Raw genomic sequence first — 26,288 nt, forward strand, 5'->3', positions numbered from 1 at the left:
GGTGCGGCTCTTGCTCTCCGGCAAGTCAACCCTGCCTTGACCGGTGTGCCGCGGTGCAGGAACAGCCACTGGAAAAGCCGGAACACCTGCTCCAGGGCTTCCGCCGCGCTCCCGCCCAGGCTAGACGCCCGAGCGCCTTCGCGCCGTACCCCGGGCTGGCTACGGCGGCGTCGTTTGGGGCCACTTCGAGGCGCCTCGAAGTGGCCCCAACCTGTGAAGATCGCTGTCCCTAAGGCAGGTTGGATCGAACCCGCTTGGCCACGACCGGCGGTCCCCAACCGACCTCACCGCAGCCAGAAAGGCGCTTCTTGGCATCATCGCCAGCTAGTTGAGACGGATTGCCAGTACCGTAAGAGGTTCTCTCCTTGGCCCCGGCCTTTTAGGGAGACGGGAGAACCACTGGGGGTGGCCGGTTGACATCTGGATCACCAATGTCGGGAGTGGGCCGGGTGATCGCCGGCCGCTATCTGCTGCTGAACCAGCTTGGCAGCGGCAGCATGGGCCATGTCTGGCTCGCCCATGACCAGATACTCGACTGCAAGGTCGCGCTCAGGGAGATCGTCTTCCGGGACCTGGCCGAGGCCGGTCGCGAGCGGCACGTGCGGGTGGCCCGCGTCCGTGCGGAGGCCCGGCACGTGGCCATGCTGCGCGGCCATCCGCACGTGGTCACCGTGCACGACGTGCTAGAGCACGACGGGTTGCCGTGGATCGTCATGGAATACGTGGCGGGCGCGGTGGACCTGCGCGAGCTGGTCGCACGGCGCGGCCCGCTGGCGCCCGCGGAGTGCGCCCGCATCGGTCTCGCCGTGCTGGACGCGCTGACCGCCGGGCACCAGCGGGGCGTCATGCACCGGGACGTGAAGCCGGCGAACATCCTGCTCGCGCCGGACCGCACGGGATCGCCGTACGGCCTCATCCTGCTCACCGACTACGGCATCTCCGTGCAGCCGGATGACAGGGAGACCCACTACCCGCGGACCTCCGTGCTCGTGGGCACCGCGGGCTATCTGGCGCCGGAGCGGGCCACGGGCGGGCCGCCCACGCCAGCCGCGGACCTGTTCTCGCTGGGCTGCACGCTCTACCACGCCGTGGAAGGCCGCGGTCCGTTCGACCGCGAGTCGCTCTTCGCGGAGGTCAGCGCGGTGGTCATGGAGGAGCCACGGCCGCCGGAGCGGGCGGGCGCCCTGGGGCCTGTACTCGAAGCGATGCTGGTCAAGGACCCTGGGCTGCGGATCTCCGCCCCGCAGGCGGAGGCCGCGCTGTCGCAGATGGTCACCTCGCCGCAGGTGGAGGCGCATGCCCGCCCCCAGACCGACCTCGGCTTGGCGCAGTCATCGGCGTCGGGAAGCACAATTACATCGGTTCCGGAACTGACTCCATTCCCTGTCGACGCTTGGACCGAGAACCGAAACGAATCTGTTTCGGCCGACGGCACGCCCAGGGAGCTCGCAATCCGAGCCTTGGCCGACCTTGGAGACTCTCGCGGCGCTGCTCTCCTCCGCGACCTTGCGGATGGAGCATTGCCGGAAGCGGCCTTCGACCCGCCTTCCCTCGATGATCTCTTTGCTTCTCACGCGGCCCGGGTGGCCGAGATCCTTGACGACGCCGTGGATGATCTTGAGCAGGTTGACCTGGCCGTTTCCCATCAGGCCACCACGTTGGGCCCGGGTGAGACAAAGCGTCTCGCCCGCGAGGCCAGGGAAGCTGTCAACTCCGATCTCATTGCCCTGTTCTTGAGACTGGGGGCGCCTCCGGAAGCGGCAGGTACAGAGCACGGCGAACCTGTTAACAGCGGCGGTGGGGGGACCCGGGAGTGACTACGGACGACGCGGGATCTCTCCCTGTCCCGCAACACCAGCAGGAGCTGAGCGAAAACATCCTGGCTGCCGAGGCGCATCGGCTTGTTACACAGTGGGCCGATGCTCCCCCAGAGGTTTTCAAGGCGGCGCTGGCCACAGCCAGGGCCGAGCGGGTTCTGCGGTCGGAAGAGACTGTGCTCCGGCTTCGTCTGAACTTTGAGCTGGAGAAGCAGCGCCTACAGGCGCAGAAGGACGAAGGCGAACGGAAAGCGCGCGCGGAGCGCGAGGTGGCCAAGCGGGAAGCCGCCGTGGAGATTGCGCGGCTGCGCCATCGTCGACATGTGGTGAACGTCAGCGTTGGCGCAGTCATCTCCATCGCCCTCTTGGTCGCGGGCATTGCGGTTGTTGGCTCAGCTCCTTGGTTGTCCGTCATTTTGTGCGGACCGAGTCTGCTCGCACTCGCAAAGGTCTTCGTACTACACCGGAGCGACCCCGACGACATGAAGCTCTTGGCGCGAGCCGCGAACAACGCAACGAACGTCGCTTCTCAGACTCCTACTCCGTAATCGGCCGAATAGTGTCCACGGCGCGCCCCGTCAACCCATGCCGTGCGGTAGCGGGCCTCCTCCGACCTTGACCTCGGCCCGTCCCAGAACAGGGTCACCGGAATGGGGGCTTGCCGCACGGATCCGTGTCTTGCACGCTCAAGAGGCCTGCTGCTGCCTGGAGGAGGATCGTGCCGTCCGAAGTGGACATCCTGGCCCCGCCAAAGACTGTCGCCGAGAGCGTCAAACAGTGGCAGGCCGTCGTCGATGACGTGGTGCCGGCGAAGGCGGCCGACTCGAATCTCCTGATCGCGACGTGGAACCTGCGCGCCTTCGGGGACCTCACCAAGGCGTGGAAGACCGGCGAGGGCATCTCGCCGAAGCGGAACTTCGCCGACATTCACGCGATCGCCGCGGTCATCCGCCGGTTCGACGTGGTCGCGGTGCAGGAAGTGCGCGGCAACCTGCGGGCCCTGCGTCACCTCCTCAAAGTCCTGGGCGAGGACTGGGGGTTCATCCTCACCGACGTCACCCTCGGCAAGGACGGCAACAATGAGCGCCTGGCGTTCTTGTTCGACACCCGCAGGGTGAAGCCGTCGGGGCTGGCGTGCGAGCTGGTGGTGCCGCTCGAGCAGGACGCCGGAGTGGGCGCGAGTGGCCTGGACCGACAGTTCGCCCGCACCCCCTACGCGGTCAGCTTCCTCGCGTCCGGGCAGACGTTCACCCTGGTCACCCTGCACGTCGACTACGGCCACACGGCCGCCGACCGGGTCCCGGAACTGCAAGCGATCGCGAAATGGCTGGCCAGCTGGGCGGAACAGGAGTTCGACTGGGACCACAACCTCATCGCGCTCGGCGACTTCAACATCGACCGCGTCGGCGACCCGCTCTTCGAGGCCTTCACCTCCACCGGCCTGACCCCGGCCCCGCAACTGGCAGACCTGCCCCGCACGATCTTCGACAAGCCCGGGGCCGCGCACTTCTACGACCAGATCGCCTGGTTCACCAAGGGCCAGCAGCAGCGTCCCGTCCTGAACCTTCAAGCCGTCGCCGGTGGCCAGGTCGACTTCGTCGACGCCCTGCAGAGCGAGGGCACACGCAATGACCTGTCCTGGCACATCTCCGACCACTTCCCGCTCTGGATGGAGTTCGCGATCCCGGCAGACTGAAGGCGCGGACCAGTAGGCGCTGAAAGTGCGTATCACCGTCAGAGTGTGGAGGCCGGCGGCACGGGTGTGGTTCCTCCTGTGCCGCGTGGCGCCCTTGTGATGTCAGGTGGCGCGCTTCACGTGGCGGACCAGCCACATCAGCAGGGCGTCCAGGTCGGCGGCGGCCGAGAGGACTCGGTCGACCGCCTCGGGGGTGTGCAGCCACTGCTCGCAACCGAGGGGACGGGCGGCGATCAGGGAACGGTGGCGCAGCAGGTTCGTACGGGAGTGGTCCGTCGGATAGCCGCGCGGGGGTCGTTTCATCACGTCCCCGGAGATGTTGTAGCCGTTCTTCCGCACGTCCTCGACGATGGCGGACAGTTCGCGGCCGCTCCCTTCGGAGGCCACGGCTTTGCGGAACATGTCCACCTGGCCGGGATCGGGGTACCACCAGGCGCCCTGGATCTGCAGGCCGTCCAGGGAGAACCGGAGACCGATCTCGATCTTGCGGCCGAGCCGGATCACCGCGCCCTGGTGCTGCCACCACCAGGAGTTGGTGCGGTAGTGCCAGACGGAGAAGTCCTCGTACCGGGGGTCGGTGTCCGCGACCTCGTTGAGCAGGGCGATCATCGGCTGCCGGACCAGGCGTTCGCGGTCCGCGCGGCAGCGCTCGCGGGTCGCCTGGGTCGGTTCGCCCTGGAGCTGCCACAACACGTCCATGGCCTGCTCCGGCCAGCCAGTGAACTGTCCGCGCATGCGCGCAGGTTAGCTCACCCGTGATCCGCGCGCGGAGAGTGATACGGGGAGGGAGGCGTAACCCTAGACAAGGTGGGAGGTGCTGCGGCAGGGCTCGCCGGCGAGTTCGATGCGCCGTGCGCGGTGGGCGAGTTCGTCGAGAAGCATGGAAAGTGCAGCCGCTATGAAGCGGGCGGTGAGATTGCGCAGCCGAACTTGAGATCCCACATCGGAATGCCGCGGTCACTGGCAGCGCGGGCACGGCCATGAGAGTGGGCCCTGGCGATCGGATGCTGCCCGGGCCCACTTGAACTGGGGATCACACGATGTGCACGCGCTCCAAAGTGCCGTCTTCCTTGTCACGCAGAGGGACTTCCTTACCCTCGTCCATCTGCTGGGCAAGAAACGCATACACCTGCGCCACGGTCACCTTCACCGGCGCGACGTTCAGCGGCGCCACCGTCACCTTCCGCGGCGCGGAGTTCAGCGGCGGCAACGTTTCCTTCCTCGACGCGCTGTTCACCAGCACCGCGTTCGAGTGGGGCCCTCTGCCCGTACCGGCGGGCGCCTAGACCGCCGTCGCACCACTCGGCTTCGCGTCCGGGCACTGTTGTCCATCAACCGATCTTCGGCGCGCCTCCTGCACCAGCGGGAATGGTCCCAGCAGCGCCATGAAGGTGACGCAGGTCCCGATCTGCTCCCCGCACACGCGGGGATAGTCCCGGCAACGTCGGGGACGGCTTGGCGGCCATCGTCCGTTTCCCCGCACGCACGCGCCCGACCCCGCAGCGAGAGAGGGATCCGCTGGGCGGCAGAGCACTGCGAACAGCGAGAGACCACCGACACGCCCGCACCTGTGTGCGCTGATCATTGGATTCCGTCGGTGCCCCTCACCAATCTGGAGCAGCCTCCCGTCCAGGTGCCTTCTCGGATATGCGCCACGAGGCCGCATCAGATGCCATGGAGAGATGACAGAAGATCGGTCACGCCTCCGCCGGCTAGCCCGCGGCCGCGGGCTAGCGAGGGCCGTCGGCACGGCTCCAGGACGTCCCCGTGGCTCATCGCCGGCTCGCTCCTTCCGGGTCTCGCCGCTGTCGTCGCGCTGATCTTCACTTGGAGACAGGGCACCGACACTCTGGCCCAGGGCAACACGGAGCTGCGGATCGCCGAGCAGGGGCAGATCACGGAGCGGTTCACTGCGGCGATCGAACGCCTGGGCGAGGACGATGAGGAGCTGAGCTTCGGCGGTGTTTACGCGCTGGAGCGGATCATGGAGGACTCTCCGCGTGATCAGTCGCGCATCGTGGCGGTGCTCTCTGCGTTCGTCCGGTCCCACTCCCGCGTCCCCGCTGGCGGCTTCGCTGTGCAGAAGGCAGGATCCGCACCCCCTGCCCTCCCGCCCACCGTCCTGGCCGTGATCCGGGTATTGGCGGACCGCCCGGCGGGCCGGGACGGCTCCGCAGTCGTCGACTGGTCTGGCAGCGACCTGCGAGGCCTCCAGCTCGCCCCACAGAGCGCCGTGGCAGGTGCGCCTCCAATTCCTGCGGCTCCATTCGGCGGAGCCAGACTGAAGAACTCCGACCTGCGTGGCGTGCAGTTCTCAAAGATGGACCTGAGCCGGGCCTTCCTCAACGACGCGCGTCTGGCCGGCGCCACCCTTACCCAAGTGAACCTGGCTGGCGCGGACCTGACGAAGGTGCACGCCGAGAAGGCCACCGTGCGCGACTCCGTACTGAAGGAAGCGATTCTCCGCGGCGCGCAGCTCACGGGAACGAATTTCGTGCGTTCCGACCTGAACGGTGCCTTCCTTGAGGAAGCGGACCTCCAGGAGACCCGCTTCTCCTCCGAAGACGGAGAATCCTCCGCCCTCGACAAGGGCGGCCAGCTCGCAGGAGCCAGCCTGGTCAACACCGACCTGACCCGCTCCCGCCTTTTCCACGCAGACCTGACGGGCGCCAACCTCCGAAACGCCGACCTCACCGCTGCCGAACTAGGTGGGGCGAACCTCTGCAACTCCGTGCTGAACAACGCAGAACTGTCCTACCCGCCGGATCTCCTAGAGGGCGAGGCCAAGATCGGCGCCAACCTAACCGGCGCCGACCTGCGTCATGCCGACCTCAGCCACGCCAATCTGGCGGGCGCGTTCCTGATGGGCGCCGACCTCCGCGGAGCCAACCTGCTCAGCACCGACCTCACAGGGGCAACACTGGGTGGTGCGAACCTGACTGACGTCGACCTCAGTAACACGATCGGCCTCCCACCCGGCGCCGACAAGGGCAGGCCTCTGCCACCCACCAGGCCCCGGCCCCCTTGCCCGGCCCACACAGCCTCGACACCGACCCAACGTCCGTAACCGCGGCGTTGCCGGGCGCCTGGAAGGTCGGCACCGGGCGCAGACTGGGCCGTGCCCGATCGGGGCGATGCGCACACGATCTCCGCGGGTCTTGCCGCGCGTGCGGCGAGGCCCGCGGAGATCGAACGCATCCAGAAGCGGGCCCCCGACCTGGCCGCCTGGCTCGCCGACGCGACCGGCGGCAACGGGGCCGTCCGCGAATATCTGGGCCTGCCCGAAGCCGACCCGCGCGGCAGGTGCCCTGCCCCTCGTTCAGTCGCCACGGGACGACAGCTCCAGGGGCCAAAGCTGAGCGGCCGTGCCGCCTTCGCCACTAGCATCTGACGGGCTCACAGTTATCCAGGGGGAACGATGGCTCACGATCTCGACAGCCCGTATGCCTCCCCGGCCGAAGAGGCAGCAGCAGTCGATCAGGACACCAATTCTTCTGACGTCGTCTTCTCGGATGGCGTCAAGATCTCTTTGGGCGTCGCCGCATTCATGCTGACGCTGGGAGCGGCCTATGGCGTTTCGGCCGCCGTCGGGACACGCGTGGATCACATGTTGTCGCAGTTTCGGTTCTCCGAGCCGCTCCCGTGGTGGGCATGGCCCGTAACGGCGGGGGTCTTATCCTTCTTCATCGCTGCTGCCGCTTGGGCGGGCTTGCTCTGGTGGAAGGAGAAGCAGAAGGAGGCTGAACGGGAGCGCAGAATCGTCGAGTCGGCAGCCGATCGGCTGCGAGAGAAGATGTCGCTGCCGAGCCTCGTAAACTTCAACCAAGTGCTACTGGACCAGTACCACGGGATCGCGACCGATCAGGCGACGAAGGCGTACCGCAGTAGCCGCCGGGCCATGAATGTCGGCATCGTGATCCTGGTCGTCGCGTTTTTCGCTGGCTGGCGCTACAACACCCAGGGCGACCGGGTCTTCTTGGGCTCCGTGGCGGCGGTCGGAGCCGCATTCACCGCCTACCTGAGCCGCACCTATATGAAGACGTACGAGCGGGCGCTGCAGCAGCTGAACCAGTACTTCAACCAACCCGTCCTCAACGGCTACTTCCTCACGGCGGAACGCATCGCCGAGTCACTGCCGACAGGCCGCAAAGAAGAGGTCCTGGAGCGCATCGTGGATGACGTACTGGAGAGCGGCAAGGAGATGCACCGCAACGCAACCGGTGTGAACTCGACCAAGGCCACCGCCCCCAAGCCACGTCTACGCCGTCGCGCGGCTCAACCCGCCGCCCAATTGCCGGAGCAGCAGACCCAGTAGCGGGCGTCCAGCAGGTTCGGGTTGCGGCGGATGTGGCTGCAGTGGGTGATGCTGCCACCGGACCGGGCCAAGCGGATGGTGAGGACGTTGTCGGGCAGTCAGGACGGGGCGCCCAGCGGCTCGAGCATCGGGCCGATCACACAGACGGCGGTGGTGCGTGTCGTGGATCCGGGCGCCGCCGGATCTGCACCGGGAGGCGTCGAGGCGCCGTACCGGACGGAACAATCCTCGACACCGTCACGCCCCCGCAGACCGGGTGGCTGCGGCTCGGCAGGAGCGGGCTGATCCACCCGACCAACACCGGAAACGTCGCGATCCTGCTGGTCGGCATCGACGCCCAGGACCACACCACCAACGTGGTGCTCCTCCTCCCAGGCGACTCGCTCGACTGGTACCGGATCGACGGCAGCGCCACCGACACCGCGACCTGCACCACCTACCCCCAGACCGGCGGGCCCGGGCCGCGGCCGGGCGACGTCGCCGAACTGACGCACGTCGTATCAGTGAGCCCTCAACTCTGAGCGCATGAGCCCGCACGCCTACGCCCGGCTGCACCCTTGGCCGTGGTTGTCGGCCTACCCTGGCGGACGGGGTAGGTGGTGGCCAGGGGCTGGGCTGGCGGGCCCGTGCGATCTGCGCCATGGCCAGCGGCGGTCGTAAGGTGCGGGCAGCCCGCATCGGTGAGGTACTTCACGACGGTTCGTACGAGATTCTGCCCGGCCTCGAACTCCCCGCTGCAGCAGCCGCCAGGAGCTGATCGCATTGTTCGTCTCCGAGACCCAGCCGGGCAGGGAATGCCGTGCGCCCGGCCTCGGCAGGAAAGAAGGATCCGTTCGGGTTCTCGCGCACCCAACAGGCAGAAGCCGGGATTGGCGACCACCCCCTAGGAGGTCTGGGCGACGGCCATCCATCCTCGTTCGAGCACGGCGTGCACCACGGAGTCGCGCCACTGCCCGGCCTTGCAGATGTGCTCGCGGATGGTGCCTTCCTCGGCGCGCAGACAACTAGTCTAGAACTCTTCGTGGTGCGTTCCGCCCCTGGTCGCGGGAGCGCTGGGTCAGCGTTTGACGCGGTTGCGGACGGCCAACACCGCCAGGCCCAGGAGGACGGGCTCGGTCACGCGCGAGGTCATCTCGATGTAGGTCCCGGTGGTAGTCAGGTCCTGGCCGCTGGAGCGAAACACCACGGAGTTGAGGGTGACGGTCACGGCCTTGTCGAAGCGCTCGCTGGTGAACCTGTTCCCGGTGGGGTTCTGCGGGTCGGCCTTGCCGATCTCGAAGGTGACCGTGCCTCCGCCGGGCGGCACGGTGCCGGTCGCTTCCTGCTTCGGGGAATCCTTCGGTAGTCCGAAGCCCATCAGCAGCACGATGGTGACGAGCATGGCGGCGGCGAGCCAGCCCAGCGCGCGGGAGGCGCGCAGGCCGTAGCCGGAAAGCGCCCAGTAAACGGTGAGAAGGTTCCGCTCGCTTCGGGGGATGTCGTCGGCGTGGCGGCGCATCTCCATCTCCCCGTAGTAGAAGTCGGCCGCCCCAGGCTCGTGTTTGCCGTCCTCGAATGCCTTGCGCAGGGCCCGGTACACCGGCGCCAGCTGCAACGGCCCGACGTGTTCAGCATCGAACACCGCCGAGTTCCATCCCCGGACTGCCGTCGTCTGGCTCGCGCGCCAGTGGTGTTCTTCGGCGAGGGTGCGGCGCTGGGTGAATCGCATCGGGCGCCCGCGTCGCCACCGCGTGCCGGGCGGGACCGTGTCGAAGGAGCAGGTACCCTCCAGCCGCATCTGGTCCAGATGCACGGTCCTGGTGAGCAGGCACCCTGACAAGTCAACGTCGGCAAGGATCAGATGGGCCGCGTCCACCCCACGGAGCGAAGCCATCCGCACCGCGGCATCGGGCGCGTCGGCAAAAGCCTGTTCTGCCACCGGGCGTCCATCGGGGAGCACGAAGGGGTAGGTCCACGCGGTGATCGTGAGGGGGTGTTCGAAGACCGCATGAGCGAAGTCCACCGTGGCGTAGCGCAGACGCAACTCGGCTGTTGACGACCAGCGGGTCCGCCGACACTCCAGGCGCCGCGCAGCAAACGAGAGGATCGCCGGGCCGCTGAACACCGCCCCGGTCAACTTCACCCGGCCGGAACACAGCAACGGCCCGAGACTGGCCGACCGTTCGAAACCCACCTGATCGAACCTGACGTCGTCCTGGAAGGTGGCCGACTCGAACCCGGCGTCGCCCTGAAAGGTGGCCGACTTGAACCAGGCTTGGCCCTGGAAGGTGGCCGACTCGAACCGGGCGTTGTCTTGGAAGGTGGCCGACTCGAACCGGGCGTAGCGCTCGAAGGTGGCTGACTCGAACCCGGCGTCGCTTTGGAAGATCGTCGACCAGAACCGGGCGTTGTCCCGGAAGGCTGCTGCCCCGAATCGGGCGTCGCCCTGGAAGGTGGCTGCCCCGAACTGGGCGTCGCCCTGGAAGGTGGCTGCCCCGAATCCGGCGTAGCGCTCAAAGATCGCCGACTCAAACCCGGCGTCGCCTTGGAAGGTCGTCGACCAGAACCCGGCGTCGCCTTTGAAGGTCGTCGACTCGAACCGGGCATCGCCCTGAAATGTGGCTGACCCAAACCATGCGTCGCCCTGGAAGGTGGCCGACTCGAACTGGGCGTTGCCCTGGAAGGTGGCTGCCCCGAATCCGGCGTAGCGCTCAAAGATCGCCGACTCGAACGCGGCGTCGCCGAGGCAGGGGTGTCCAGTGGTGGGATCACGGAGGGAGCCGAGGAGAGCGTCGAGAAGGGGCCCGGTGAAGGGGGTGCCTCGGTGGTCGACGTCACTGCCGGGGGCCAGGCAGGCCAGGTAGCCGGAGCGGTCGGCGTCAGCCAGGTGCGCGAGGCATGCGGTGTGGCCAGGCACGTGGATGCCGCGGCAGCCGACGGGGTCGATGGCAGGGTCCGCGCCGTGCGCGCAGTGCGGCCAGGAAGGCGCCGATGGGGTGCGCGCCGGTGGGGTGCTCATGGGGTAGCGGCTCCATACGCGTTCCAGGCATCCATGCTGTTGCGGATGGAGTGGGCTTTCCCCAGAGAAGCGGAAGCAACCGAGCTGGTTGCCACCGGGCAGGTTGGGAGATCTCGCGTTGGTGAGGAGTTACTCAGACTCCGCTGGCACAGCCGTGCGGCCACCAGCCTTCGGTGACATTGGACCAGACGTTGTGGGAGCGCGGTGTTCAGGAGACCCGTGACCTGTTGGCAGTCAGCTGCGGGCTTCGACGATGAGGGTGCCGACGTTCTCGGGGTCGGGGGCGGCGAGCACCTGGGCGTGGATGTCGCGGTACCCGTGCTTGGTCAGGATGTCGGCCCATCCCTCGGGCTCGTATGCCCAGCGGTAGATCCATGTGCGGCGGCCCTTGAAGCCGGCCCCGTACATGCCCTGGATGCCGGTGGAGCCGGGCACGGCGGGGGCCTGGGAGAACACCAGGCGCCCGCCGGGTGCGAGCCGGTCGCGGATGAGGGGCAGCAGTTCCTCGGGGTCGGTGAACCAGAGGGCGCCCCAGATCGAATAGACCGTGTCGTACGGCTCCCCGGGGCGGGCGAGGTAGTCGAGTACGTCGCCCTCGATGAAGCGGGCGCCTGCCAGTTCGCCCCAGCGTTCGCGGGCCTTGGCGCACTGGACGGAGGAGAGGTCGATGCCGTGCGCCTGTACGCCGTTGGCGGCCAGGGCGGCTACGGCGTTGCCCCGGCCGAAGCCGAGTTCCAGTGCCGTGTGCGGCTGGCCGAGGAGTTCGGCGCCGGGCCCGTGGCCGTCGTACTGGGTCCAGCCGAACGCGGCAGCCAAGGCTTCCTCGCGACTCTCGTCGGCAACGCCCTGAGCGTAGTGGTCCCAGTAGGAGGTGTGGTCGGTGATGTTCTGCATGGGGCGGCGGCCTCGTCGTGGGGAGGGTGGGGCCGCTCACGCTACTGACCACCGCGTCTTGATCACCGCCGGATGCTTGGTGTTCGCCCGTGTGGGGCGCTCCGTGTCCGGCCGTGGCCGGGCATTGGTGCGGACGGGCCGGGAGCCGCGCGATGCGGCTCCCGGCCCTGGAGTGCTGCCGGTTCAGTGGCAGTTGGAATTGGGCGTGCAGGGCGAGCACTTGGCCGCGTCCTTCTCCCACAGCGGGAGGTCGACGGCGAAGCCGTTGTCGGCGAGTATCTGCGCGGTGCGCACCACGGTTCCGTCGGCCTTGCGGTCGATCTCCGGCACGTGTTCGAGGAATTGGCCGCGGAAGTGGCGCGCGCAGAACTCGCGGTAGTTGACGGTGTCGAGGATGAAGCCGTGCACGGCCGTGTCGACCAGGGCGCCGCATCCGATCTCCAGGCCCTGTCCCCACGTCTCTATCGCCGTGATCAGGTAGGCGACGGCCTGGCCGAAGAGGCGTTCGGCCATCAGGCGGTCGAACGGGTGGTCGCGCACGAGCAGGGTGATCTGCCGGTCCCACACGCTCGGGTCGACGAACGACCTCGGGTCGCGGGTCTGGATCTGGGGCTGGAGTGCGGTTGCCATGGTGGACTCCCTCGGTCGGGGACGGTCGGTCCAGCACACTGCGGACCGGCCGGGGCCGGGAGTGAATTGCCGCGCCGCGCACGCCGTTTGCACATCGTGCACGCGCCGCTGACAGGCGCGGGCGGGGCCCGTAGCGTGAGCAGACTGGGCCGTGCCAGGTCGGGGGGTGCGATGCGCACACACGATCCGCTGTGGACCTCGCCGCGTGTGCGGCGCCTGATGGCGGCTGGCGACGCGGGCTCGCTGGTGCGGCTGGGCCGCGAGGCCCGCGGCTGGCGGCAGGAGGACCTGGGCGACCGGGTGGGCTGTTCGGCCTCGACGATCTCGCGGCTGGAGCACCGGGCGGCTCCGGGGGACGTTCAGATGCTGCGGCAGATCGCCGACTCGGTGGGAATGCCTCGCCTGGTCTTGGGCGCGGTCTTGGGGCTGCTTCCCGCGCGGACCACTACAGTGACCGCCCAAGTACGCGAGGAGGACGATCCGATGCGCCGTCGGGAACTGTTGGCCTGGGCCTCCACTGCGGCCGCGGCCTCGGTGCTGGGCTCACCGCTTCCGGCGGCTGCCGCCCCGCTCTCCGGTCTGGACGACTTGCTGGTGTTCGGGCCGCCGACGCTTGCGGTGGAGCCCACCGCCGAGGCCGCCGCTCTCGCCGTGCAGGCCTCCCGCGCGGACGTGCTCGCCTGCCGGTATGACGCGCTTGCCCGGGCGCTGCCGCAACGCCTCGCGCTCGCACAGGCCTCCCGCGGCGAGCCGGGGCAGCGCGCAAGCGCCGAACTGTTCGCCGTCGCGGCGCGGTTGTGCATCAAACTCGGGGACGATCGGCTGACGGCCATCACCGCGGACCGGGCCGTCACCGCAGCGGCCGCGACAGGCGCACCGCTGGTGCTGGCCGAGGCCCACCGGATGGTCTCCAGCGCCCACCGGCGCCACGGGCAGTACGGGCGGGCGACTGCGATCGCCGTGCGGGCCGCCGACCAGCTCGCTGGCACCCGCACCCCGGACACCGCCGGGCGCCTGTCGGCACGCGGCAACCTGCTCGCCACCGCGACCTACAGTGCGGCCAAGGCGGGCGACCGAGACACCGCGCACGCTCTGCTCGCCGAGGCCCGCGGGTGCGCCGTCCAGCTCGGCCGCGACACCCCGGCCGCCGCGGGCGGGTACTTCGGCGCGGACCAGGTCTCCCTGCACGAAGTATCGGTCCACCACCTGCTCGGCGACGCCGGCGCGGCCGTCGAGCAGGCCCGCCGCATCGCGGTCCAAGGATTGCCGCGCGAGCGCCGCGCCCGCCTATATCTGGACCTTGCCCGCGCCTATGAGCTGTGGGGCAAGCCGGACCAGACACTGCGGGCGTTGACGCTCGCCGAGCGGGCAGCCCCGCAGGATGTGCGCCGCAGCAGCGTGCGCACGCTCGCCGTGCGTCTGCTGCACCAGCCCCGACCCGTGCCCGGAGGACGCGACTTCGCCCGGCGCATCGGCGCCATCTGATCCCAGGCCCGCAACACTCTGCAGTAGTTCCCCGATCACCGCGGCGCATCAGCGTGCTGGACACGCGCCACGGCGGCAGGAGCCTCCAAACGGGTGGGATTGGCGGTTCACATGACGAGTGGTGAGGCGACTTCCCTAGGCTGCGGCGGCATGACGGGCGGCGTCCGGCGACCGCCTCACGGAGACAGCTGCGGGAGTACGGGTGGAGCCTTACAGCAGGCACGGCAAGTTGGTACGGGATCGGATTCCGCAGATCATCCGCGAGAACGGGGCCGAGCCGGTCACCTACATCGCGGACCGAAAGGAATACCGCGGCCGGCTGAGGGAGAAACTTGGCGAGGAGGTCGCCGAGTTCCTTGAGGCGGATGAGGACTCGGCCCCGGAGGAACTCGCGGACGTGCTGGAGGTCGTGCGCGCGCTCGCCACCGACCTGGGAGTTGACGCGGATCAGCTGGAGAAGCTCCGCGAGGCCAAGGCGGCTGCGCGGGGCGGCTTCGCCGACCGGATCATCTGGACGGGCAACCGCTGACCGCAGGCCGTCCCGGCGACCGGCTGGCACACGACGTGGTGCGCAACTGCTCACGCGACTGGGGACGTTGGCCGATACCCGGCTTCGGGCAGGCCGCGGGCGGCTGGGAACGTGCTCGGGTACGCGATCCACGTCCGGGGCTTGGCCAGGACGGCATGGCAGACCCCGGGCAGCGGCAGCCCGGGGGCACCAGTGGGGGCGAGGCCGGCCTGACGGGCGAGTGCGGCGATCTCGCCCGGGTCGATGCCGCGCTGGAAGGTCCCCTTGCTCTGGCTGGACCAGAAGCCGTCGTGATGGGCCGTCCAGCCGCCGTCCGCGGCGGCCTTGGCGACCTCCTCCGGTGAGCGGGTGACCACCACGACATGGCCACCAGGGCGGGCGAAGGACGCCGCGTCCTTGAGGGCCCCGCGTCCGCGGGGGTATTCCGGCGCAACAGGTCAGCGTCATCCATGACTCACCGTGGTCCCCGCCGACGCGGGGGTGCTCCGTGCGTGGGCATGGTGAAGTTGAGGGTTCCCCTTACGAACATCTGCGCCCAGGCCCGTCTGGGGCTCATGACACGTTCGTTACCGGCACCCCGTCGACCGTGCTCGAGGTCATTGTGTCGATGGTCAGAACGCCTGCGACAGAGCGCTTGCGATCGCTGCGGCGGTCTCCTGTGGAGCCTCGTCCGGGAGGAGGAACACCGAGCCGGGAATCGTCACCAGGGTCACGTTGGGAGCGGCTTCGAGCGTGGCGCGTTCGGCGTCGGTCAGGCCTCCATCCCCCTTCTCGGCGTGGACCACCCACACAGGATTGCCAGATGTGGCCAGCTCGGCGGCGAAGTCTCGATCTGCAGCAATGTAGTCGAGGTACTCGCCGCACGCTCGAACCGAATCACTGGCTCTGTTCTGCTTGAAGTCCTCAATCAGTTCCTTCTTGTGCAGCTCAGGTGCCTTGGCAAATCTGGCCATCAGCGGCATGAGCCGGAGCAGTGCGGCCATCGGCAAGCTACCGAGTTTCTGCGACGCCCGTACGACGGCGCGGAAGAACGGTGCCTCATCCTCAGTGGTCAGGCTGATGCCGAGGAGCACGGCCGGGCCATGGAAGTGCCCCGACAGCACCATGTCCAGGACCACCGTCGCGCCGTGGGAGAAGCCCACGACCACGTCGCACCGGTGTTCCTTGGCCAGCTCCCCGGCGCTGCGAGACAGCGCGGGAATGGACATGTCTTCGGACACAGGCGCGCCCGCCATGCCCGGGAGCGTCGTAGCGACCAAACGGACACCGGACAGCGCCGGATCAGCCATCACCAGGTTGAACGACCGGGCGGCGTTGGCTCCGCCCGGCAGGAGCAGGACCGATCGATCCGCATCCGGTGGCCCCGACGTCAGAAGCTCCCAGGATTCCCTCATGGCTACCTCCGGACAGTGGACTCCCGCTCACAAAGGGTATGGCGAGGCGATCCCCGCTGGCAGGCTGGAGTTCTGACGATTCTATGACGCACTCGACAAAAGGGTCATCTTGATCGGTTGCGCTGGTTGGCCCGTCTACTGGGTCCTCAACATCTGCGGGCAACGTTCACAGCGATTCGAGGACGCAGGCTGGCGTTGGCGGCCAGGGCGCCGCATCCGATCTCCAGGCCCTGTCCCCATGTCTCCATCGCCGTGATCAGGTAGGCGACGGCCTGGCCGAAGAGGCGTTCGGCCATCAGGCGGTCGAACGGGTGGTCGCGCACGAGCAGGGTGATCTGCCGGTCCCACACGCTTGGGTCGACGAACGACCTCGGGTCGCGGGTCTGGGTCTGCGGGCAGCACGGCCAGCACCAGGCCGGCGGCGTATGCCAGGGCGCGGTCGACGTCACCGAGCTTTCGGTGGATCCCGACCCTCGATGCCCGGAGTACGTCTCTTTTCAGCCATGCCTCTATAACGTCCCTGCGCGGAAAGGTACTTCCGTACAGGAGCATGCACCTGACATCTTGCACCCACCACTCGTTTCGTACGGCCCGGCCGGTGCCCTCAGCACGGCCGGGCCGTCTCCGGAGGACGCATTGATACCCCACATAGCCAGCCGACCTAGACGCACGCTGGTGCTGGCGGCCACGCTCGGCGCCGCCCTCGCGTTCGGCGCCCCGGGAGCCCTCGCGGGCACGCTCCCCGTCGGCCCCTCCACCGCGCCGGCCGCCAAGGCCCACGCTCTGGCCGTCGCGCCGGCTTCCCAGAGTGCGACCTGGGTGGCCGGGACGCGTGCCTACCTCGTGATCACTGCCCCCGGTGACAGTTCGGCGGTCCGCTCGGCGATCGCGGCCAACGGCGGCACCGTCTTCTCGAACTTCGACGCCATCGGCGTGATCGTCGCCCACTCGGCGTCCAGCGGATTCGCCGCCACCATGCGCGGTGTCGCCGGCGTGCAGCAGGTCGGCGCCACGCGTACCTCGGACGTCCCGGCCGACGCCTACACCCCGGCGCTCCCGGCAAATCCGGCTCAGGCCTCGACCCCGGCCGGAGAACCGGTCCGGACCGACATGAGCCAGATCAAGGCCGACCAGGCCTGGGCCATGAACCCAGGCTCCGCCTCCGTCACGGTCGGCATCCTGGACACCGGTATGGACGACCAGCACCAAGACCTGGCGCCCAACTTCGACGCGGCCGACTCGGTCTCCTGCGCCTACGGCAAGCCCGACACCCGTGCCGGCGCGTGGCGGGACGTCGACACGCACGGCACCCACGTAGCGGGCACCATCGCCGCGGCCAAGAACGGCAAGGGCGTCGTCGGAGTGGCACCCGGGGTGAAGATCGCCGCGGTCCGGGTCGCCGAGCCGGGCAACTCGTTCTTCTTCGCCGAGAACACCATCTGCGGCTTCGTCTGGGCCGGTGACCACGGCTTCAAGGTCACCAATAACAGCTATTACACGGACCCGTGGCAGTTCAACTGCCCGGACAACATCGACCAGGCCGCCATCATCGAGGGCGTCAAGCGCGCCCAGGAGTACGCCGAGGGCAAGGGCTCCCTCCAGATCGCCGCCGCGGGCAACGAGAACTACGACCTCGCCCACAAGACAACCGACTCCGCGAGCCCGAACGACTCGACGCCGGTCACCCGCACTATCACCAACGCTTGCCTCGACATCCCGACCGAGCTGCCGGGCGTGGTCACGGTCGCGGCCAACGGCACTGGCGTCACCAAGGCCTCGTTCTCCAACTACGGTCAGGGCGTCATCGACGTCGCGGCGCCGGGCAGCAACGTGTACTCCACCGTCCCCGGCGGCGGCTACGGCAGCAAGAGCGGCACCTCGATGGCCACCCCGCACGTGGTCGGCGTGGCGGCACTCATCGCCAGCGCCAACCCGGGCATCACCCCGGCGCAGCTCCGCGCCAAGCTGGCCGAGCAGGCCAACGACATCGCCTGCCCCTCGGACAGCCGCTGCACGGGCACGACGGCCAACAACTCGTTCTTCGGCGAGGGACAGGTCGACGCCCTCAAGGCCGTCGGGGCCACCCCGCCGACCGGCAAGTACTTCGAGAACCTCGCGGACTTCGCCATCAACGACAACGCGACCGTGGAGAGCCCGATCGCCGTAACCGGCGTGACCGGCAACGCCCCGGCCACCCTCAAGGTGGGTGTGGACATCGCGCACACCTACATCGGTGACCTGAAGGTCGACCTGGTGGCGCCGGACGGCACCGTCTACACGCTGCACAACCACGCCGGCGGCAGCGCCGACAACATCGCCCAGACCTTTACCGTGAACGCCTCCTCGGAGGTCGCGAACGGCACCTGGAAGCTGCGCGTCAACGACAACGCCGCCTCCGACACAGGCAAGATCGACGCCTGGAACCTGACCTTCTAGCGCAGGGCCCGGCAACGCCCGCGTACAGCACGCACTGCGCCGGCGACAGCTCCCCGCCCGCAGCCGCGGACAAGGTGGGCTGCGGTCTGTTCGGCCAGGGCTGCGAACTGCTGGGCGGCAGAGGGCATATGGGCCTCGGCGGCGGTGTACGCCGTGGTTGGGGCCACCATGCCGGAGGCGTCCCCAGGAAGGCCGCGGACGGCCTAGGTGTGCTGCCTGGACAGGTTGGTGACGCGGCACTTGACCGTAAAGGTGCGCTCCAGCGTGCCCGGGTCGACCTCTGCGGTCGGTACGAGGACGGCCTGGGCTCGGGTGACGATCGCATGCACCTCCTCGCGAATCTCCTCGGCGTACTGCGTGGGCAGCATTGCCCGCCCGGCCCGGACCAGGATTTCGTCGCCCGTTGCCCGCCGGATCCGGCCCAGTGTGCGGCTCATGGCCGGTTGTCGTGTTTCAGGAGAACACGCCGCTGGCCATCGCCGTCGGTGTCGGGCTTGCGTTCGTGGTGACCGGCGTCATCGAAGGCGTACGCCGCATCCGCCGCGGGAAGGCCGACGCGCCGAAAGCAGCCCGCGACCTCCAGCCGGAAGGCGGGTCAGGATTGTGAATCCATGTCGACACACCCAGCCGCGCTTGAAGCCCGTCGAGGAGTGCCCTGCCGGAACGCTACTGGTCAGAGGCGTCGGGAGTGGTGAACAGGTCCTGGAGGGTCTGGGTCGCCAGGTTGAGCAGCCAGGTGTGGGCGGGGTCGTTGTCGTAACGCTGGTGCCAGAGCAGGTAGAGAGGTACGGGTGGCAGGTCGAATGGTAGCGACAGCGTGGTCAGGCCCAGCTGGTCGCGGGCGGAGCGGGTGACCGCGTCGGGGAGGGTGACCACGACGTCGGCGTCACGGGCGAGCTGCAGTGCGGTGTCCGTCGCGGGGGCGGAGACGATGACACGGCGCTCCTGGCCGAGGGCTGCGACGACCTCGTCGACCCGGTCGCGGAGGCTTCCACGCCGGGAGACGGTCACGTGATCGGCCGCCGCGTACCTCTCGACGGTCACCGGCCCTTCGGTGAGTGGATGGGCCGCCCGGACAGCAAGGATGATCCTGTCCTGGCCGATGAGGCGGTGACGGATGTCGGGCTGGGACGGCGGTCCGGCACTGGAGGCCACATCGACTTCGCCGCGACGCAGCTCAGGGGTGTCGTGGCCGGGCTCGACCGTGAGACGTATCTTCACCTCCGGGGCCTGGCGGTGCACCGCGGCGACGAGGGCGCTCCCGCAGGCGGTAGTGAGGGCGTCGTGCAAGCGGACGGTGAACACCCGCTCCAGGCCTGCCAGGTCGAGGTCCGTATGGGCGGACAGCAACTGGTGAGCTTGCTGTACCAGCGCGTGGACCTCGGTGCGCATGGCCAGCGCACGGGGGGTGGGCGTCATGTGGCGTCCGGTGCGGACCAGGATCTGATCGCCGGTGGCTTTGCGGATACGACCCAGCGAGCGGCTCATGGCCGGCGCGGTGACGTGCAGCCGGTCCGCGGCTCCAGCCACGCTGCCCTCCTCCAGCAACGCGTCCAGGGCAGTGAGCAGATTCAAATCCAGTTGCATGAAAGTAACTATACAAATGAATATCATGCAACTGTCGTTAACAGTGGTGGCTTCTACCTTCGAGACGCGGGGCCGAAAGGAACACCCAACACCGGCCCGCTACTACCGACTTCAGGGAGCACCCCATGGCCACAGCCGTGCCTGGCCTCGGCGCCACGCTTCTGACCGCGGTGACCATTGTGGTGGAGGACGCCGGAGCCACCCTGCGGGAGCGCTACACACCCCACGCCCGGGGCGTGAGCCTGAAGGTGGTTGTCGAGGAGACCTGCGCGAACGATGACGCGGAACACCCTCGCGTCCGCGGGAGTGTTCCGCTGATGTGTTCGTTGACGGCCCCCTCGTTGAAGTGGTCTCCGCCGACGCGGGGGTGTTCCGCTTACGAGTCGTAACTGAGGCATGACACCCACGTGGTCCCCGCCGACGCTGGGTTGCTCCGAAATACCAGACCCGTGGGCCGCGCGGTGACTCGTGGTCCCCGCCGACGCAGGGGTGTTCCGCGTTCGATCCGAGTGATGCCGTGTACGGCAAACCACGCCCTGGCCCGGTGCAGGAACGCAATCGCTGTCGAGGCTTTCTCATCCGGCAAGGGCTCGGTGTAGGCGAGGCGGGTGTGTCCGTCGATCGCCGAGTGCAGATACACGTACCCTCCACGGCCGGTCTTCTTCTTGTTCCGGCTGACTGCCCGGGAGTGATCGCTGTTTCGGCCGTGGGCGCGCCATCCGCCGCCGTCAGGTATCCGTCCGGCCTTCTTCACGTCGATGTGCACCATGTGGCCCGGTCGGCGAGCGGTGATTGTGCGTGGTTTCCGCGTGGTGTGGCCGTCGGGGTCGATGAATCGTCGTCTGCTCAGACCGAGATGGGCGAGGTGCCGGGTGACGGTGCGACGGCTCACGGCGTGAACGGTTTGGCTGAGTTCGAAGGCAATCCGTCCTGCGGACCACTTGTGGTTTCGGCGCCTCTGCTCAATCCGCTCCACTACCTCGCCCGGTGTGGCTGTGGGTTAGCGGTGGGGTGTGGAGGACCGGTCGTGCAGGCCGAGCTCACCATGACGACGGTACCGGTTGACCCACTTGGAGGCGCATGCCCTGGAGATGCCCATCTCCGCGGCAACGTGGGCGATCGGACGTGACTTGCACCGCTCGACGAGTCGCCTGCGGCCCTCAATGGAGAGCGGTGCGCCCATCAAATGGCGGCGAGGTTGTTGAGCAGGTGGCCAAGCTCTGCCGGCGCCTGAATGTGGGCCAGATGGCCCTGGCCGGCGAGTTCGTGGACTCCGGCGTGAGCGACGTGCTGCCGCACATTGTCGAACGACGTTCCGTAGGGGGCTGTTCCGCGGTTGCACTGGCCGATGATCAGGTCCACTTGATCTGCCTGTCGCGCCATCACATCCGGAGGCGGCGCCGCGTTGAGCGCGCCGAGTTCGGCGTACAGCGGTTCGCTCAAGCGACGCAAGATCGCCCAACCGTGCTGATCGGCCTGAAGATCCTCGACATGCGCAGCGGAGAAGCCGGAGATCTGCCGATTGACGATCTCGACGCAGCGATCCCAGTCCGCCGTCTCCGCTGCGCTCTTCAGGTCCGGCACTGCATGGTGTCCGAATGGCTGCATCACCGGCTCGTAGGCGATCACATGGGGAATCGGGCGATCGTTGGCGGCTAGCAAGGTGATCAAGCCGCCGTAGCTCCAGCCGAAAAGCGCCCTCGTGCTGTCGAACTCGTCAAGGACCACGCCGAGGTCCTCGACCTCTGTCCGCAGCGAGTAGGAACTGGTCAAGGGCCCCGAGGGAGTGCGTCCCCGACGGTTTACGACTACCACTGAGGGCCAGGCCGCGATGGCGCCCACGACCCGGCGCCACGTGTGCGCATCACTCATGACGCCCGGGACGAGGACGAGGCCCGGAGCATCCGGCTCCCCGTATACATCGACCGTGACCCAGCTGTCCCCGCCGACCGACAGCTTCTTCTGAATCGTTCGCTCCATAAATCTATTATGGAGCGAACGATCTACAATGCAAGCGTGACCGAACGCAACCGTGGACGCCCCCGAGCCTTCGACCGCGACCGTGCGGTCCTCGAAGCCGCTCGCCTCTTCTGGCGACGCGGCTACTCCGGCACCTCGACCCGCACCCTGACCGCGGCCCTCGGGCTCTCCACGTCCAGCCTCTACGCCGCCTTCGGCAGCAAGGCCGGACTGTTCGAGGAAGCGGTGCGGACCTACGTCGAGCGGTACCGCGAGATCTACCAGCAGGCTGTCGCCGAGAACGTCATCCAGACCGTCATCGAACGCATCCTGACCGACTCGGTCCACGAGTTCACCCAGCCAAGCGGCACGCACCCGGGGTGTCTCATCAGCAGCGCCGTGATGACCGACAGCACGAGCACGCTCGATACCAGCGCCTACGTCGCCGAACTGCATAGCTCGAACGAGCAGGCTCTCCTAGTGCGCATCGAGCGAGCGATCCAGGACGGGGAACTAACCGCGGGCACCAACGCAGCGGTCCTGACCGGGCTCATCCAATCCGTCTGGCACGGATTGTCAGTGCGGTCCAACGTCGACACGGCTCGCGAGGACCTGCTCGCGACGGTGCAACTTGCTCACCAACTGATCTGCCAACAACTCACGTCACCAACGTCCTGACCCGCAACATCTAGTGGTCCCCGCCGACGCGGGAGTGTTCCGTCGAGGCCCAGCAGCTCGTGTTGTTTGGTCTCGTGGTCCCCGCCGACGCGGAGTGTTCCGCCCCCGGCATCATCGTCACCTCCGGGCACGAGGGGGTGTTTCATGGATGGGCGCCGGAGCGGCGTCGATCATCCTGTGGTCCCCGCCGACGCGGGGGTGGTCCGCTGAGGCAGCCCTCGAACTGCTCGTCCTGGTCGTGGTCCCCGCCGACGCGGGGATGTTCCGCCAGCGCAGGAGCGCGGGCCCAGAACCCTGCCTGGTCAACGACGTTCTTGGTACCAGCAGTTGGTACTGGGCCTTGCCGGTGTTGAGCCGCGCGATACCCGAAGCCGTGCGTAGAGTCGCGTACGTTCTCGACGAGCATGAGCAGGCAGAGCGGGAGAGATGGTAAGCGTCTCCGGTCCAGTCGACTCGCCAGCGGCGCGTGGTCGGCGATGACGCCGACGGCCTGCTCCCCGCTCACGCGAGGATGGTCCCTTCGTTCGGCCGCCGGGCGGCAACATCAAGGGGTCGGCCCTGCACCCGCGGGGGAATGTTCCTCGGCGCCGGGGGGGGCTGTGTCGTTGAGGACGCAGTCGGCCCCGCACCCGCGGGGATGGTCCCCCATGCTCACCCAAGTTCGGGGCCGATGTCGCTGCTCCCTGCACGCGCGGGGATGGTCCCAAGGCCTACTTTGCTCCGGCCGGAGCTGCTCTCCTGCTCCCCGCATGCCTGACCTTGGGCTTCGATCTGATGTTCAGTGACCTGCATGGGCATGGCCAATAGGTCCGCTTGTCAGGACGGGCGGTGCGCACTCACCAACAGCGTGTCGGCGGTGCGTGCGCCTTCGGCCGTGGCGGGGAGAACGGTGATGGTGATCTCGGTGAATCCGGCTTCGTCGAGCAGCTTGGTCCACACGTGCTCCTGCAGCACCCAGCGGCGCATGGTGGCTTCCTCGCCATCCGGTGTCTTGGCTGGCACATCGGCCGCGACCACATCCGGCTGGGCAGGCGTCCCGCTCAGGTAGTGGGCGAGCGTCGCGAACACCAGCCGCCCGCCCGGCCGCAACGCTGCGGCCGCCGCCGGCAGCAGCTCGCGCGGGTCGGTGAAGTCGATGGCGCCGAAGACGCTGTACAGCACGTCGTACGTGCCGCGCATCGCGTGTAGATGAGGTGCCACGTCGGAGTGCACGATGCGTAGGCGCGGCGCGAGGTACCCGTACAGGTCGGTCGCCATGGCGTACTGGGCGGGCGAGGCGTCGACCGCGGTGACCCGGGCTGGCTGGTGCTGCACCGCCAGGTGCGCGGCGTGCCGGGCAGCGCCGGCGCCGAGGTCGCCTACACAGCGCCCGGCCAGGTTGCCCAAGACCTCCGCGCCGGGCCCGGCGTCTTGCCCCCAGGCCCAGTAGAAGCCGTCCGGAACGCCGCGGTCACTGGCGGCGCGGGCGCGGCCGTAGTGGTGCCAGAGGTCTGCGGTGTTGGTGGTCACCCGCCCCATCCTGGCGACCGTGGCACGGCGGCGGGCGGCTTCGACGAAATGTCACCCGAAGGCAGCCCGGGGGGCCCCGGCCTTCTCGCCAGAGCCCCCAAGTGCCCGTGCTACGGCACGGTCAGTGCGAGTCGTTGCCCGGGTGGCACGGCCCGCACTCGGCGGCGTCCGCCCACAGCGACAGGTCAACCTCCCAGCCGTCGGCGGCGACGATGTGCGCCGTCTTCATCACGGACTCAGTCCGACGTCGCTGTCGAACTGCTACAGCGTACGAACGCCCACCGACAACGCGGCTCCTCTCACGTTTGCCCCCACGGGTATAGCCGAGGCTCAGGTGCCCGAGATGAGACAGGAATCAGGCCCCCGGCCCCTTGCGCGCGGCTGGTATGCGGTCTTTACGGTGAACATTGTTGCACTCACCATCAGTGATCAGGGGAGTGCGGCTGGCATGTGTCAGCCGTCGGCCGCAGTGGTCCAAGGGGGAGCGGGCATGGGCGTGTTATGGAAGCTGGAGCCGGCCACAGCTGCGAAGCACAGGCTCTACCAGCGGTATCTGGACGCCTGGTGGCCGATCTTGCTGCAGACTTCCCAGGGCAACGGCTACACGCGCCCGCGTGTCACGCTCCTGGATGCCTTCGCCGGCCCCGGCCGCTACGAGGACAACGAGCCGGGATCTCCGGTGTTCATCCTCGATCGCCTGCTCCACCATCACGCAGTCGACCGCATGCATCTCAGCCCCCAGCGGGTGCACCTGGTGTTCATCGAGAAGGACCGCGCCCGCCACGAGCACCTTCTCGCGGAACTGGACTCCCAGTTCGGGCCGCTTAAGGATCTGCCGGTACGAGTTGAGGTCCGGCGCGGTGATGCCGGCCGCGACAGCCTGCCTGTCCTTACCGAACTCGGAGCCTGGGGCCATCCGATCCTCGGCATCTTCGACAGCTGGGGCAGCGTCAACGTGCCGCTGGAGGTGATGAGGCGCATCGCCCGAAACCGTTCCAGCGAAGTGATCACCACCTTCGGCCCGAACTGGTTCAGCCGACGCGAGGAGCTCAACGCGGACATCCTGGATTCAGTCTTCGGCGGCCGCGGCTTCTGGACGCCGGCAGCCGATGAACTGCGTTCCGACGAACGATGGCGGATCTGGCTTAATACTTTCCGCGACGCGCTGCGCCGGGCCGGTTTCGGCTACCAGCTGCAGTTCAAGCTCGTGCCCCGCACCGGCCAGCCGCTCTATCTGGTCTTCGGCACCGGCAGCCCCGCCGGGCTGAAGGCGATGAAGGACGCCATGTGGAAGGTCGATGACCGTGACGGCGAAAGTTTCCGCGACCCCCGCACCCGCGGCGCCGAAGCCGACGGCCAGCTCAACTTCTTCCAGATGGACGAGCTGTGCGACCCCGAACTGCTGGAATTGGTCGCCCAGCGGCTGAGCACCGGGGCCGCCACAGTGGAGACGGTCGGCGACTGGCTGCTCACGGAGACCGCCCGCTGGCTGCCCAAACACGCATTGAAAGCCGCACGCCAGATGCGGCTGGACGGGCAGATCACCGTCCAATCCGCCGGGAAGCTCACCACGAAGAGCACGATCAGCCTGTAGGTGCCGCCACAGCCAGGGGCATCTGGTCCCAGGTACGGCCCTGCAGGTGCCGGCCAGACGCTTTCGGGGTGCGCCCACCCCACTGTTTGAAGAAAAACGCCACGTCGGCCGAAAGACAGGTGTCCCGGATCTGAGTGAGCCACTCCTCCTCCACCGGGCGGAAGCGGGGCCCGGACTCGCCACCGGCGATCACCCAGTGAATGTCCGTCAGGTCCAGGCCGCCCAGCGGGCCGATCAGCGGCTCACACGACAAGAACCTGACCGCGGCCGGCACCTGCCGTAAGTCGTCAACACGAGGCAGCTCCTTCACGCTCTCCACCGACACGCCCATCCACAGATTCGCCGGCCACTCCAGGCGGTCGGCAACCTGCCGCAGGCGCCGTGCCCGCTTGGTCAGCACCTGATAGGTGTGCTGCGGAGTCTCGGCGATCACCTCGAAGACGCGGCGCACGTAGTCGAGCGGCACCCGAGCGTGGAACAGGTCGCTCATGGAGTTCACGAATACGGTGCGCGGACTCTTCCATCCGAACGGAACGGACAGCGCGTCCGGGTGCAGCGTCAGCCCGAATCCAGGCCCCGAGGTACGCGGGTCACCGTCGGCCTGGTACTTCGGCGACCCCATCGCCTTCAGCCGCTTCGACAGCGTCAATGCATAGCAGTTGTCGCACCCCTCGGAGATGCGGTCACATCCCGTGGTCGGGTTCCACGTCGCTTCGGTCCACTCGATCGAACTGCGGTCACTCACCGGCCGGCCCTCCATCCCCTCG

The 26,288-nt window shown here is 68.2% G+C and carries 25 protein-coding genes and 2 pseudogenes; 14 read left to right on the top strand and 13 right to left on the bottom strand.

What is annotated here, in order from left to right; translation table 11 throughout:
- Nucleotides 1-431: 431 nt before the first annotated feature.
- The 3 genes and pseudogenes from AB5J56_RS00550 to AB5J56_RS00560 form a co-directional block, all read left to right on the top strand.
- Nucleotides 432-1,322: pseudogene (locus tag AB5J56_RS00550) on the top strand (serine/threonine-protein kinase); the annotation flags it as partial.
- A gap of 491 nt (nt 1,323-1,813) precedes the next feature.
- The gene (locus tag AB5J56_RS00555; RefSeq protein ID WP_369228899.1) at nt 1,814-2,365 is read left to right on the top strand and encodes a hypothetical protein; all 552 of its coding nucleotides are present in this window, start codon (nt 1,814-1,816) and stop codon (nt 2,363-2,365) included.
- 170 nt (nt 2,366-2,535) lie between these two features.
- Entirely contained in the window at nt 2,536-3,513 is a 978-nt protein-coding gene (locus tag AB5J56_RS00560; protein ID WP_369228901.1) for an endonuclease/exonuclease/phosphatase family protein, read from the top strand.
- Between the two features lie 102 nt (nt 3,514-3,615).
- Here AB5J56_RS00560 and AB5J56_RS00565 read toward each other — a convergent pair whose 3' ends face one another.
- A complete protein-coding gene (locus AB5J56_RS00565) occupies nt 3,616-4,248 on the bottom strand; it encodes a DUF2461 family protein (RefSeq protein WP_369228903.1) in 633 nt (210 codons plus the stop codon).
- Nucleotides 4,249-4,553: 305 nt separating this feature from the next.
- On the opposite strand from AB5J56_RS00565, the gene AB5J56_RS00570 reads away from it, so the two are divergent.
- From AB5J56_RS00570 to AB5J56_RS00585, 4 genes are all read left to right on the top strand, one after another.
- Nucleotides 4,554-4,799 carry a pentapeptide repeat-containing protein gene (locus AB5J56_RS00570; RefSeq protein ID WP_369228905.1) on the top strand — a complete coding sequence of 82 codons (246 nt, stop codon included), beginning with the start codon at nt 4,554-4,556 and terminating at the stop codon, nt 4,797-4,799.
- Nucleotides 4,800-5,110: 311 nt separating this feature from the next.
- On the top strand, nt 5,111-6,580 hold the full coding sequence (locus AB5J56_RS00575; protein WP_369228907.1) for a pentapeptide repeat-containing protein: 1,470 nt from the start codon (nt 5,111-5,113) through the stop codon (nt 6,578-6,580).
- A gap of 351 nt (nt 6,581-6,931) precedes the next feature.
- Entirely contained in the window at nt 6,932-7,828 is an 897-nt protein-coding gene (locus AB5J56_RS00580; protein ID WP_369228909.1) for a hypothetical protein, read from the top strand.
- 41 nt (nt 7,829-7,869) lie between these two features.
- Nucleotides 7,870-8,349 (top strand): hypothetical protein, encoded by a 480-nt coding sequence (locus AB5J56_RS00585; protein ID WP_369228911.1) that lies wholly within the window; start codon nt 7,870-7,872, stop codon nt 8,347-8,349.
- A 536-nt stretch (nt 8,350-8,885) separates the two neighbouring features.
- Here AB5J56_RS00585 and AB5J56_RS00590 read toward each other — a convergent pair.
- From AB5J56_RS00590 to AB5J56_RS00600, 3 genes are all read right to left on the bottom strand, one after another.
- On the bottom strand, nt 8,886-10,826 hold the full coding sequence (locus AB5J56_RS00590) for a pentapeptide repeat-containing protein (RefSeq protein ID WP_369228913.1): 1,941 nt from the start codon (nt 10,824-10,826) through the stop codon (nt 8,886-8,888).
- Between the two features lie 234 nt (nt 10,827-11,060).
- Nucleotides 11,061-11,720 (bottom strand): trans-aconitate 2-methyltransferase, encoded by a 660-nt coding sequence (locus AB5J56_RS00595; RefSeq protein ID WP_369228916.1) that lies wholly within the window; start codon nt 11,718-11,720, stop codon nt 11,061-11,063.
- A gap of 183 nt (nt 11,721-11,903) precedes the next feature.
- Nucleotides 11,904-12,350, bottom strand: a complete 447-nt coding sequence (locus AB5J56_RS00600) for a hypothetical protein (RefSeq protein WP_369228918.1) — start codon at nt 12,348-12,350, stop codon at nt 11,904-11,906.
- A gap of 171 nt (nt 12,351-12,521) precedes the next feature.
- Between AB5J56_RS00600 and AB5J56_RS00605 the strand changes: the two genes are divergently transcribed.
- Together AB5J56_RS00605 and AB5J56_RS00610 are read left to right on the top strand one after the other, a co-directional pair.
- Entirely contained in the window at nt 12,522-13,835 is a 1,314-nt protein-coding gene (locus AB5J56_RS00605) for a multiprotein-bridging factor 1 family protein (RefSeq protein WP_369228920.1), read from the top strand.
- A gap of 202 nt (nt 13,836-14,037) precedes the next feature.
- Nucleotides 14,038-14,364, top strand: coding sequence for a nucleoside triphosphate pyrophosphohydrolase (locus AB5J56_RS00610; RefSeq protein WP_369228922.1), 327 nt, complete (start codon nt 14,038-14,040; stop codon nt 14,362-14,364).
- A 50-nt stretch (nt 14,365-14,414) separates the two neighbouring features.
- On the opposite strand, the gene AB5J56_RS00615 is transcribed toward AB5J56_RS00610, so the two are convergent.
- From AB5J56_RS00615 to AB5J56_RS00625, 3 genes are all read right to left on the bottom strand, one after another.
- The gene (locus AB5J56_RS00615; protein ID WP_369228924.1) at nt 14,415-14,723 is read right to left on the bottom strand and encodes a hypothetical protein; all 309 of its coding nucleotides are present in this window, start codon (nt 14,721-14,723) and stop codon (nt 14,415-14,417) included.
- A 252-nt stretch (nt 14,724-14,975) separates the two neighbouring features.
- Complete coding sequence (locus AB5J56_RS00620; RefSeq protein ID WP_369228926.1) at nt 14,976-15,758, bottom strand: alpha/beta fold hydrolase; 783 nt, start codon at nt 15,756-15,758, stop codon at nt 14,976-14,978.
- Nucleotides 15,759-15,904: 146 nt separating this feature from the next.
- The gene (locus tag AB5J56_RS00625) at nt 15,905-16,207 is read right to left on the bottom strand and encodes a hypothetical protein (RefSeq protein ID WP_369228928.1); all 303 of its coding nucleotides are present in this window, start codon (nt 16,205-16,207) and stop codon (nt 15,905-15,907) included.
- A gap of 226 nt (nt 16,208-16,433) precedes the next feature.
- On the opposite strand from AB5J56_RS00625, the gene AB5J56_RS00630 reads away from it, so the two are divergent.
- On the top strand, nt 16,434-18,194 hold the full coding sequence (locus tag AB5J56_RS00630) for a S8 family serine peptidase (RefSeq protein WP_369228930.1): 1,761 nt from the start codon (nt 16,434-16,436) through the stop codon (nt 18,192-18,194).
- Nucleotides 18,195-18,397: 203 nt separating this feature from the next.
- On the opposite strand, the gene AB5J56_RS00635 is transcribed toward AB5J56_RS00630, so the two are convergent.
- Nucleotides 18,398-18,631, bottom strand: coding sequence for a hypothetical protein (locus AB5J56_RS00635; protein ID WP_369228932.1), 234 nt, complete (start codon nt 18,629-18,631; stop codon nt 18,398-18,400).
- 11 nt (nt 18,632-18,642) lie between these two features.
- On the opposite strand from AB5J56_RS00635, the gene AB5J56_RS00640 reads away from it, so the two are divergent.
- Nucleotides 18,643-18,801: a hypothetical protein gene (locus AB5J56_RS00640; protein ID WP_369228934.1), complete on the top strand. Its 159-nt coding sequence runs from the start codon at nt 18,643-18,645 to the stop codon at nt 18,799-18,801.
- 59 nt (nt 18,802-18,860) lie between these two features.
- Here AB5J56_RS00640 and AB5J56_RS00645 read toward each other — a convergent pair whose 3' ends face one another.
- From AB5J56_RS00645 to AB5J56_RS00655, 3 genes and pseudogenes are all read right to left on the bottom strand, one after another.
- Entirely contained in the window at nt 18,861-19,781 is a 921-nt protein-coding gene (locus AB5J56_RS00645) for a LysR family transcriptional regulator (protein WP_369228936.1), read from the bottom strand.
- 511 nt (nt 19,782-20,292) lie between these two features.
- Nucleotides 20,293-20,964 (bottom strand): annotated as a pseudogene (locus tag AB5J56_RS00650) (leucine zipper domain-containing protein); the annotation flags it as partial.
- Nucleotides 20,964-21,761 (bottom strand): alpha/beta fold hydrolase, encoded by a 798-nt coding sequence (locus tag AB5J56_RS00655; protein WP_369228938.1) that lies wholly within the window; start codon nt 21,759-21,761, stop codon nt 20,964-20,966. The gene AB5J56_RS00655 and the pseudogene AB5J56_RS00650, both read right to left, overlap by 1 nt.
- Before the next feature lie 36 nt (nt 21,762-21,797).
- Here AB5J56_RS00655 and AB5J56_RS00660 point away from each other — a divergent pair, with 36 nt between their 5' ends.
- Together AB5J56_RS00660 and AB5J56_RS00665 are read left to right on the top strand one after the other, a co-directional pair.
- Entirely contained in the window at nt 21,798-22,418 is a 621-nt protein-coding gene (locus AB5J56_RS00660; RefSeq protein WP_369228940.1) for a TetR/AcrR family transcriptional regulator, read from the top strand.
- Between the two features lie 148 nt (nt 22,419-22,566).
- Nucleotides 22,567-22,851, top strand: a complete 285-nt coding sequence (locus tag AB5J56_RS00665; protein WP_369228942.1) for a hypothetical protein — start codon at nt 22,567-22,569, stop codon at nt 22,849-22,851.
- Nucleotides 22,852-23,234: 383 nt separating this feature from the next.
- On the opposite strand, the gene AB5J56_RS00670 is transcribed toward AB5J56_RS00665, so the two are convergent.
- Nucleotides 23,235-23,936 carry a class I SAM-dependent methyltransferase gene (locus AB5J56_RS00670; RefSeq protein ID WP_369228944.1) on the bottom strand — a complete coding sequence of 234 codons (702 nt, stop codon included), beginning with the start codon at nt 23,934-23,936 and terminating at the stop codon, nt 23,235-23,237.
- Nucleotides 23,937-24,417: 481 nt separating this feature from the next.
- Here AB5J56_RS00670 and AB5J56_RS00675 point away from each other — a divergent pair, with 481 nt between their 5' ends.
- Nucleotides 24,418-25,521 carry a three-Cys-motif partner protein TcmP gene (locus AB5J56_RS00675; protein ID WP_369228946.1) on the top strand — a complete coding sequence of 368 codons (1,104 nt, stop codon included), beginning with the start codon at nt 24,418-24,420 and terminating at the stop codon, nt 25,519-25,521.
- On the opposite strand, the gene AB5J56_RS00680 is transcribed toward AB5J56_RS00675, so the two are convergent.
- Nucleotides 25,511-26,266: a DUF5131 family protein gene (locus AB5J56_RS00680; protein WP_369228948.1), complete on the bottom strand. Its 756-nt coding sequence runs from the start codon at nt 26,264-26,266 to the stop codon at nt 25,511-25,513. The genes AB5J56_RS00675 and AB5J56_RS00680 overlap by 11 nt on opposite strands.
- Between the last annotated feature and the right edge of the window lie 22 nt (nt 26,267-26,288).

It is taken from the genome of Streptomyces sp. R21 (assembly GCF_041051975.1).
In the GTDB taxonomy this organism is placed as follows: Bacteria; Actinomycetota; Actinomycetes; order Streptomycetales; family Streptomycetaceae; genus Streptomyces.

Bases quoted from the DNA above. Each gene is read 5' to 3' on its own strand.
- AB5J56_RS00565 (WP_369228903.1), bottom strand. From the start codon at position 4,248: ATGCGCGGACAGTTCACTGGCTGGCCGGAGCAGGCCATGGACGTGTTG.
- AB5J56_RS00570 (WP_369228905.1), top strand. From the start codon at position 4,554: ATGTGCACGCGCTCCAAAGTGCCGTCTTCCTTGTCACGCAGAGGGACT.
- AB5J56_RS00580 (WP_369228909.1), top strand. From the start codon at position 6,932: ATGGCTCACGATCTCGACAGCCCGTATGCCTCCCCGGCCGAAGAGGCA.
- AB5J56_RS00590 (WP_369228913.1), bottom strand. From the start codon at position 10,826: ATGAGCACCCCACCGGCGCGCACCCCATCGGCGCCTTCCTGGCCGCAC.
- AB5J56_RS00595 (WP_369228916.1), bottom strand. From the start codon at position 11,720: ATGCAGAACATCACCGACCACACCTCCTACTGGGACCACTACGCTCAG.
- AB5J56_RS00600 (WP_369228918.1), bottom strand. From the start codon at position 12,350: ATGGCAACCGCACTCCAGCCCCAGATCCAGACCCGCGACCCGAGGTCG.
- AB5J56_RS00605 (WP_369228920.1), top strand. From the start codon at position 12,522: ATGCGCACACACGATCCGCTGTGGACCTCGCCGCGTGTGCGGCGCCTG.
- AB5J56_RS00620 (WP_369228926.1), bottom strand. From the start codon at position 15,758: ATGAGGGAATCCTGGGAGCTTCTGACGTCGGGGCCACCGGATGCGGAT.
- AB5J56_RS00635 (WP_369228932.1), bottom strand. From the start codon at position 18,631: ATGAGCCGCACACTGGGCCGGATCCGGCGGGCAACGGGCGACGAAATC.
- AB5J56_RS00645 (WP_369228936.1), bottom strand. From the start codon at position 19,781: ATGCAACTGGATTTGAATCTGCTCACTGCCCTGGACGCGTTGCTGGAG.
- AB5J56_RS00655 (WP_369228938.1), bottom strand. From the start codon at position 21,761: ATGGAGCGAACGATTCAGAAGAAGCTGTCGGTCGGCGGGGACAGCTGG.
- AB5J56_RS00665 (WP_369228942.1), top strand. From the start codon at position 22,567: ATGGGCGCCGGAGCGGCGTCGATCATCCTGTGGTCCCCGCCGACGCGG.
- AB5J56_RS00670 (WP_369228944.1), bottom strand. From the start codon at position 23,936: ATGGGGCGGGTGACCACCAACACCGCAGACCTCTGGCACCACTACGGC.
- AB5J56_RS00675 (WP_369228946.1), top strand. From the start codon at position 24,418: ATGGGCGTGTTATGGAAGCTGGAGCCGGCCACAGCTGCGAAGCACAGG.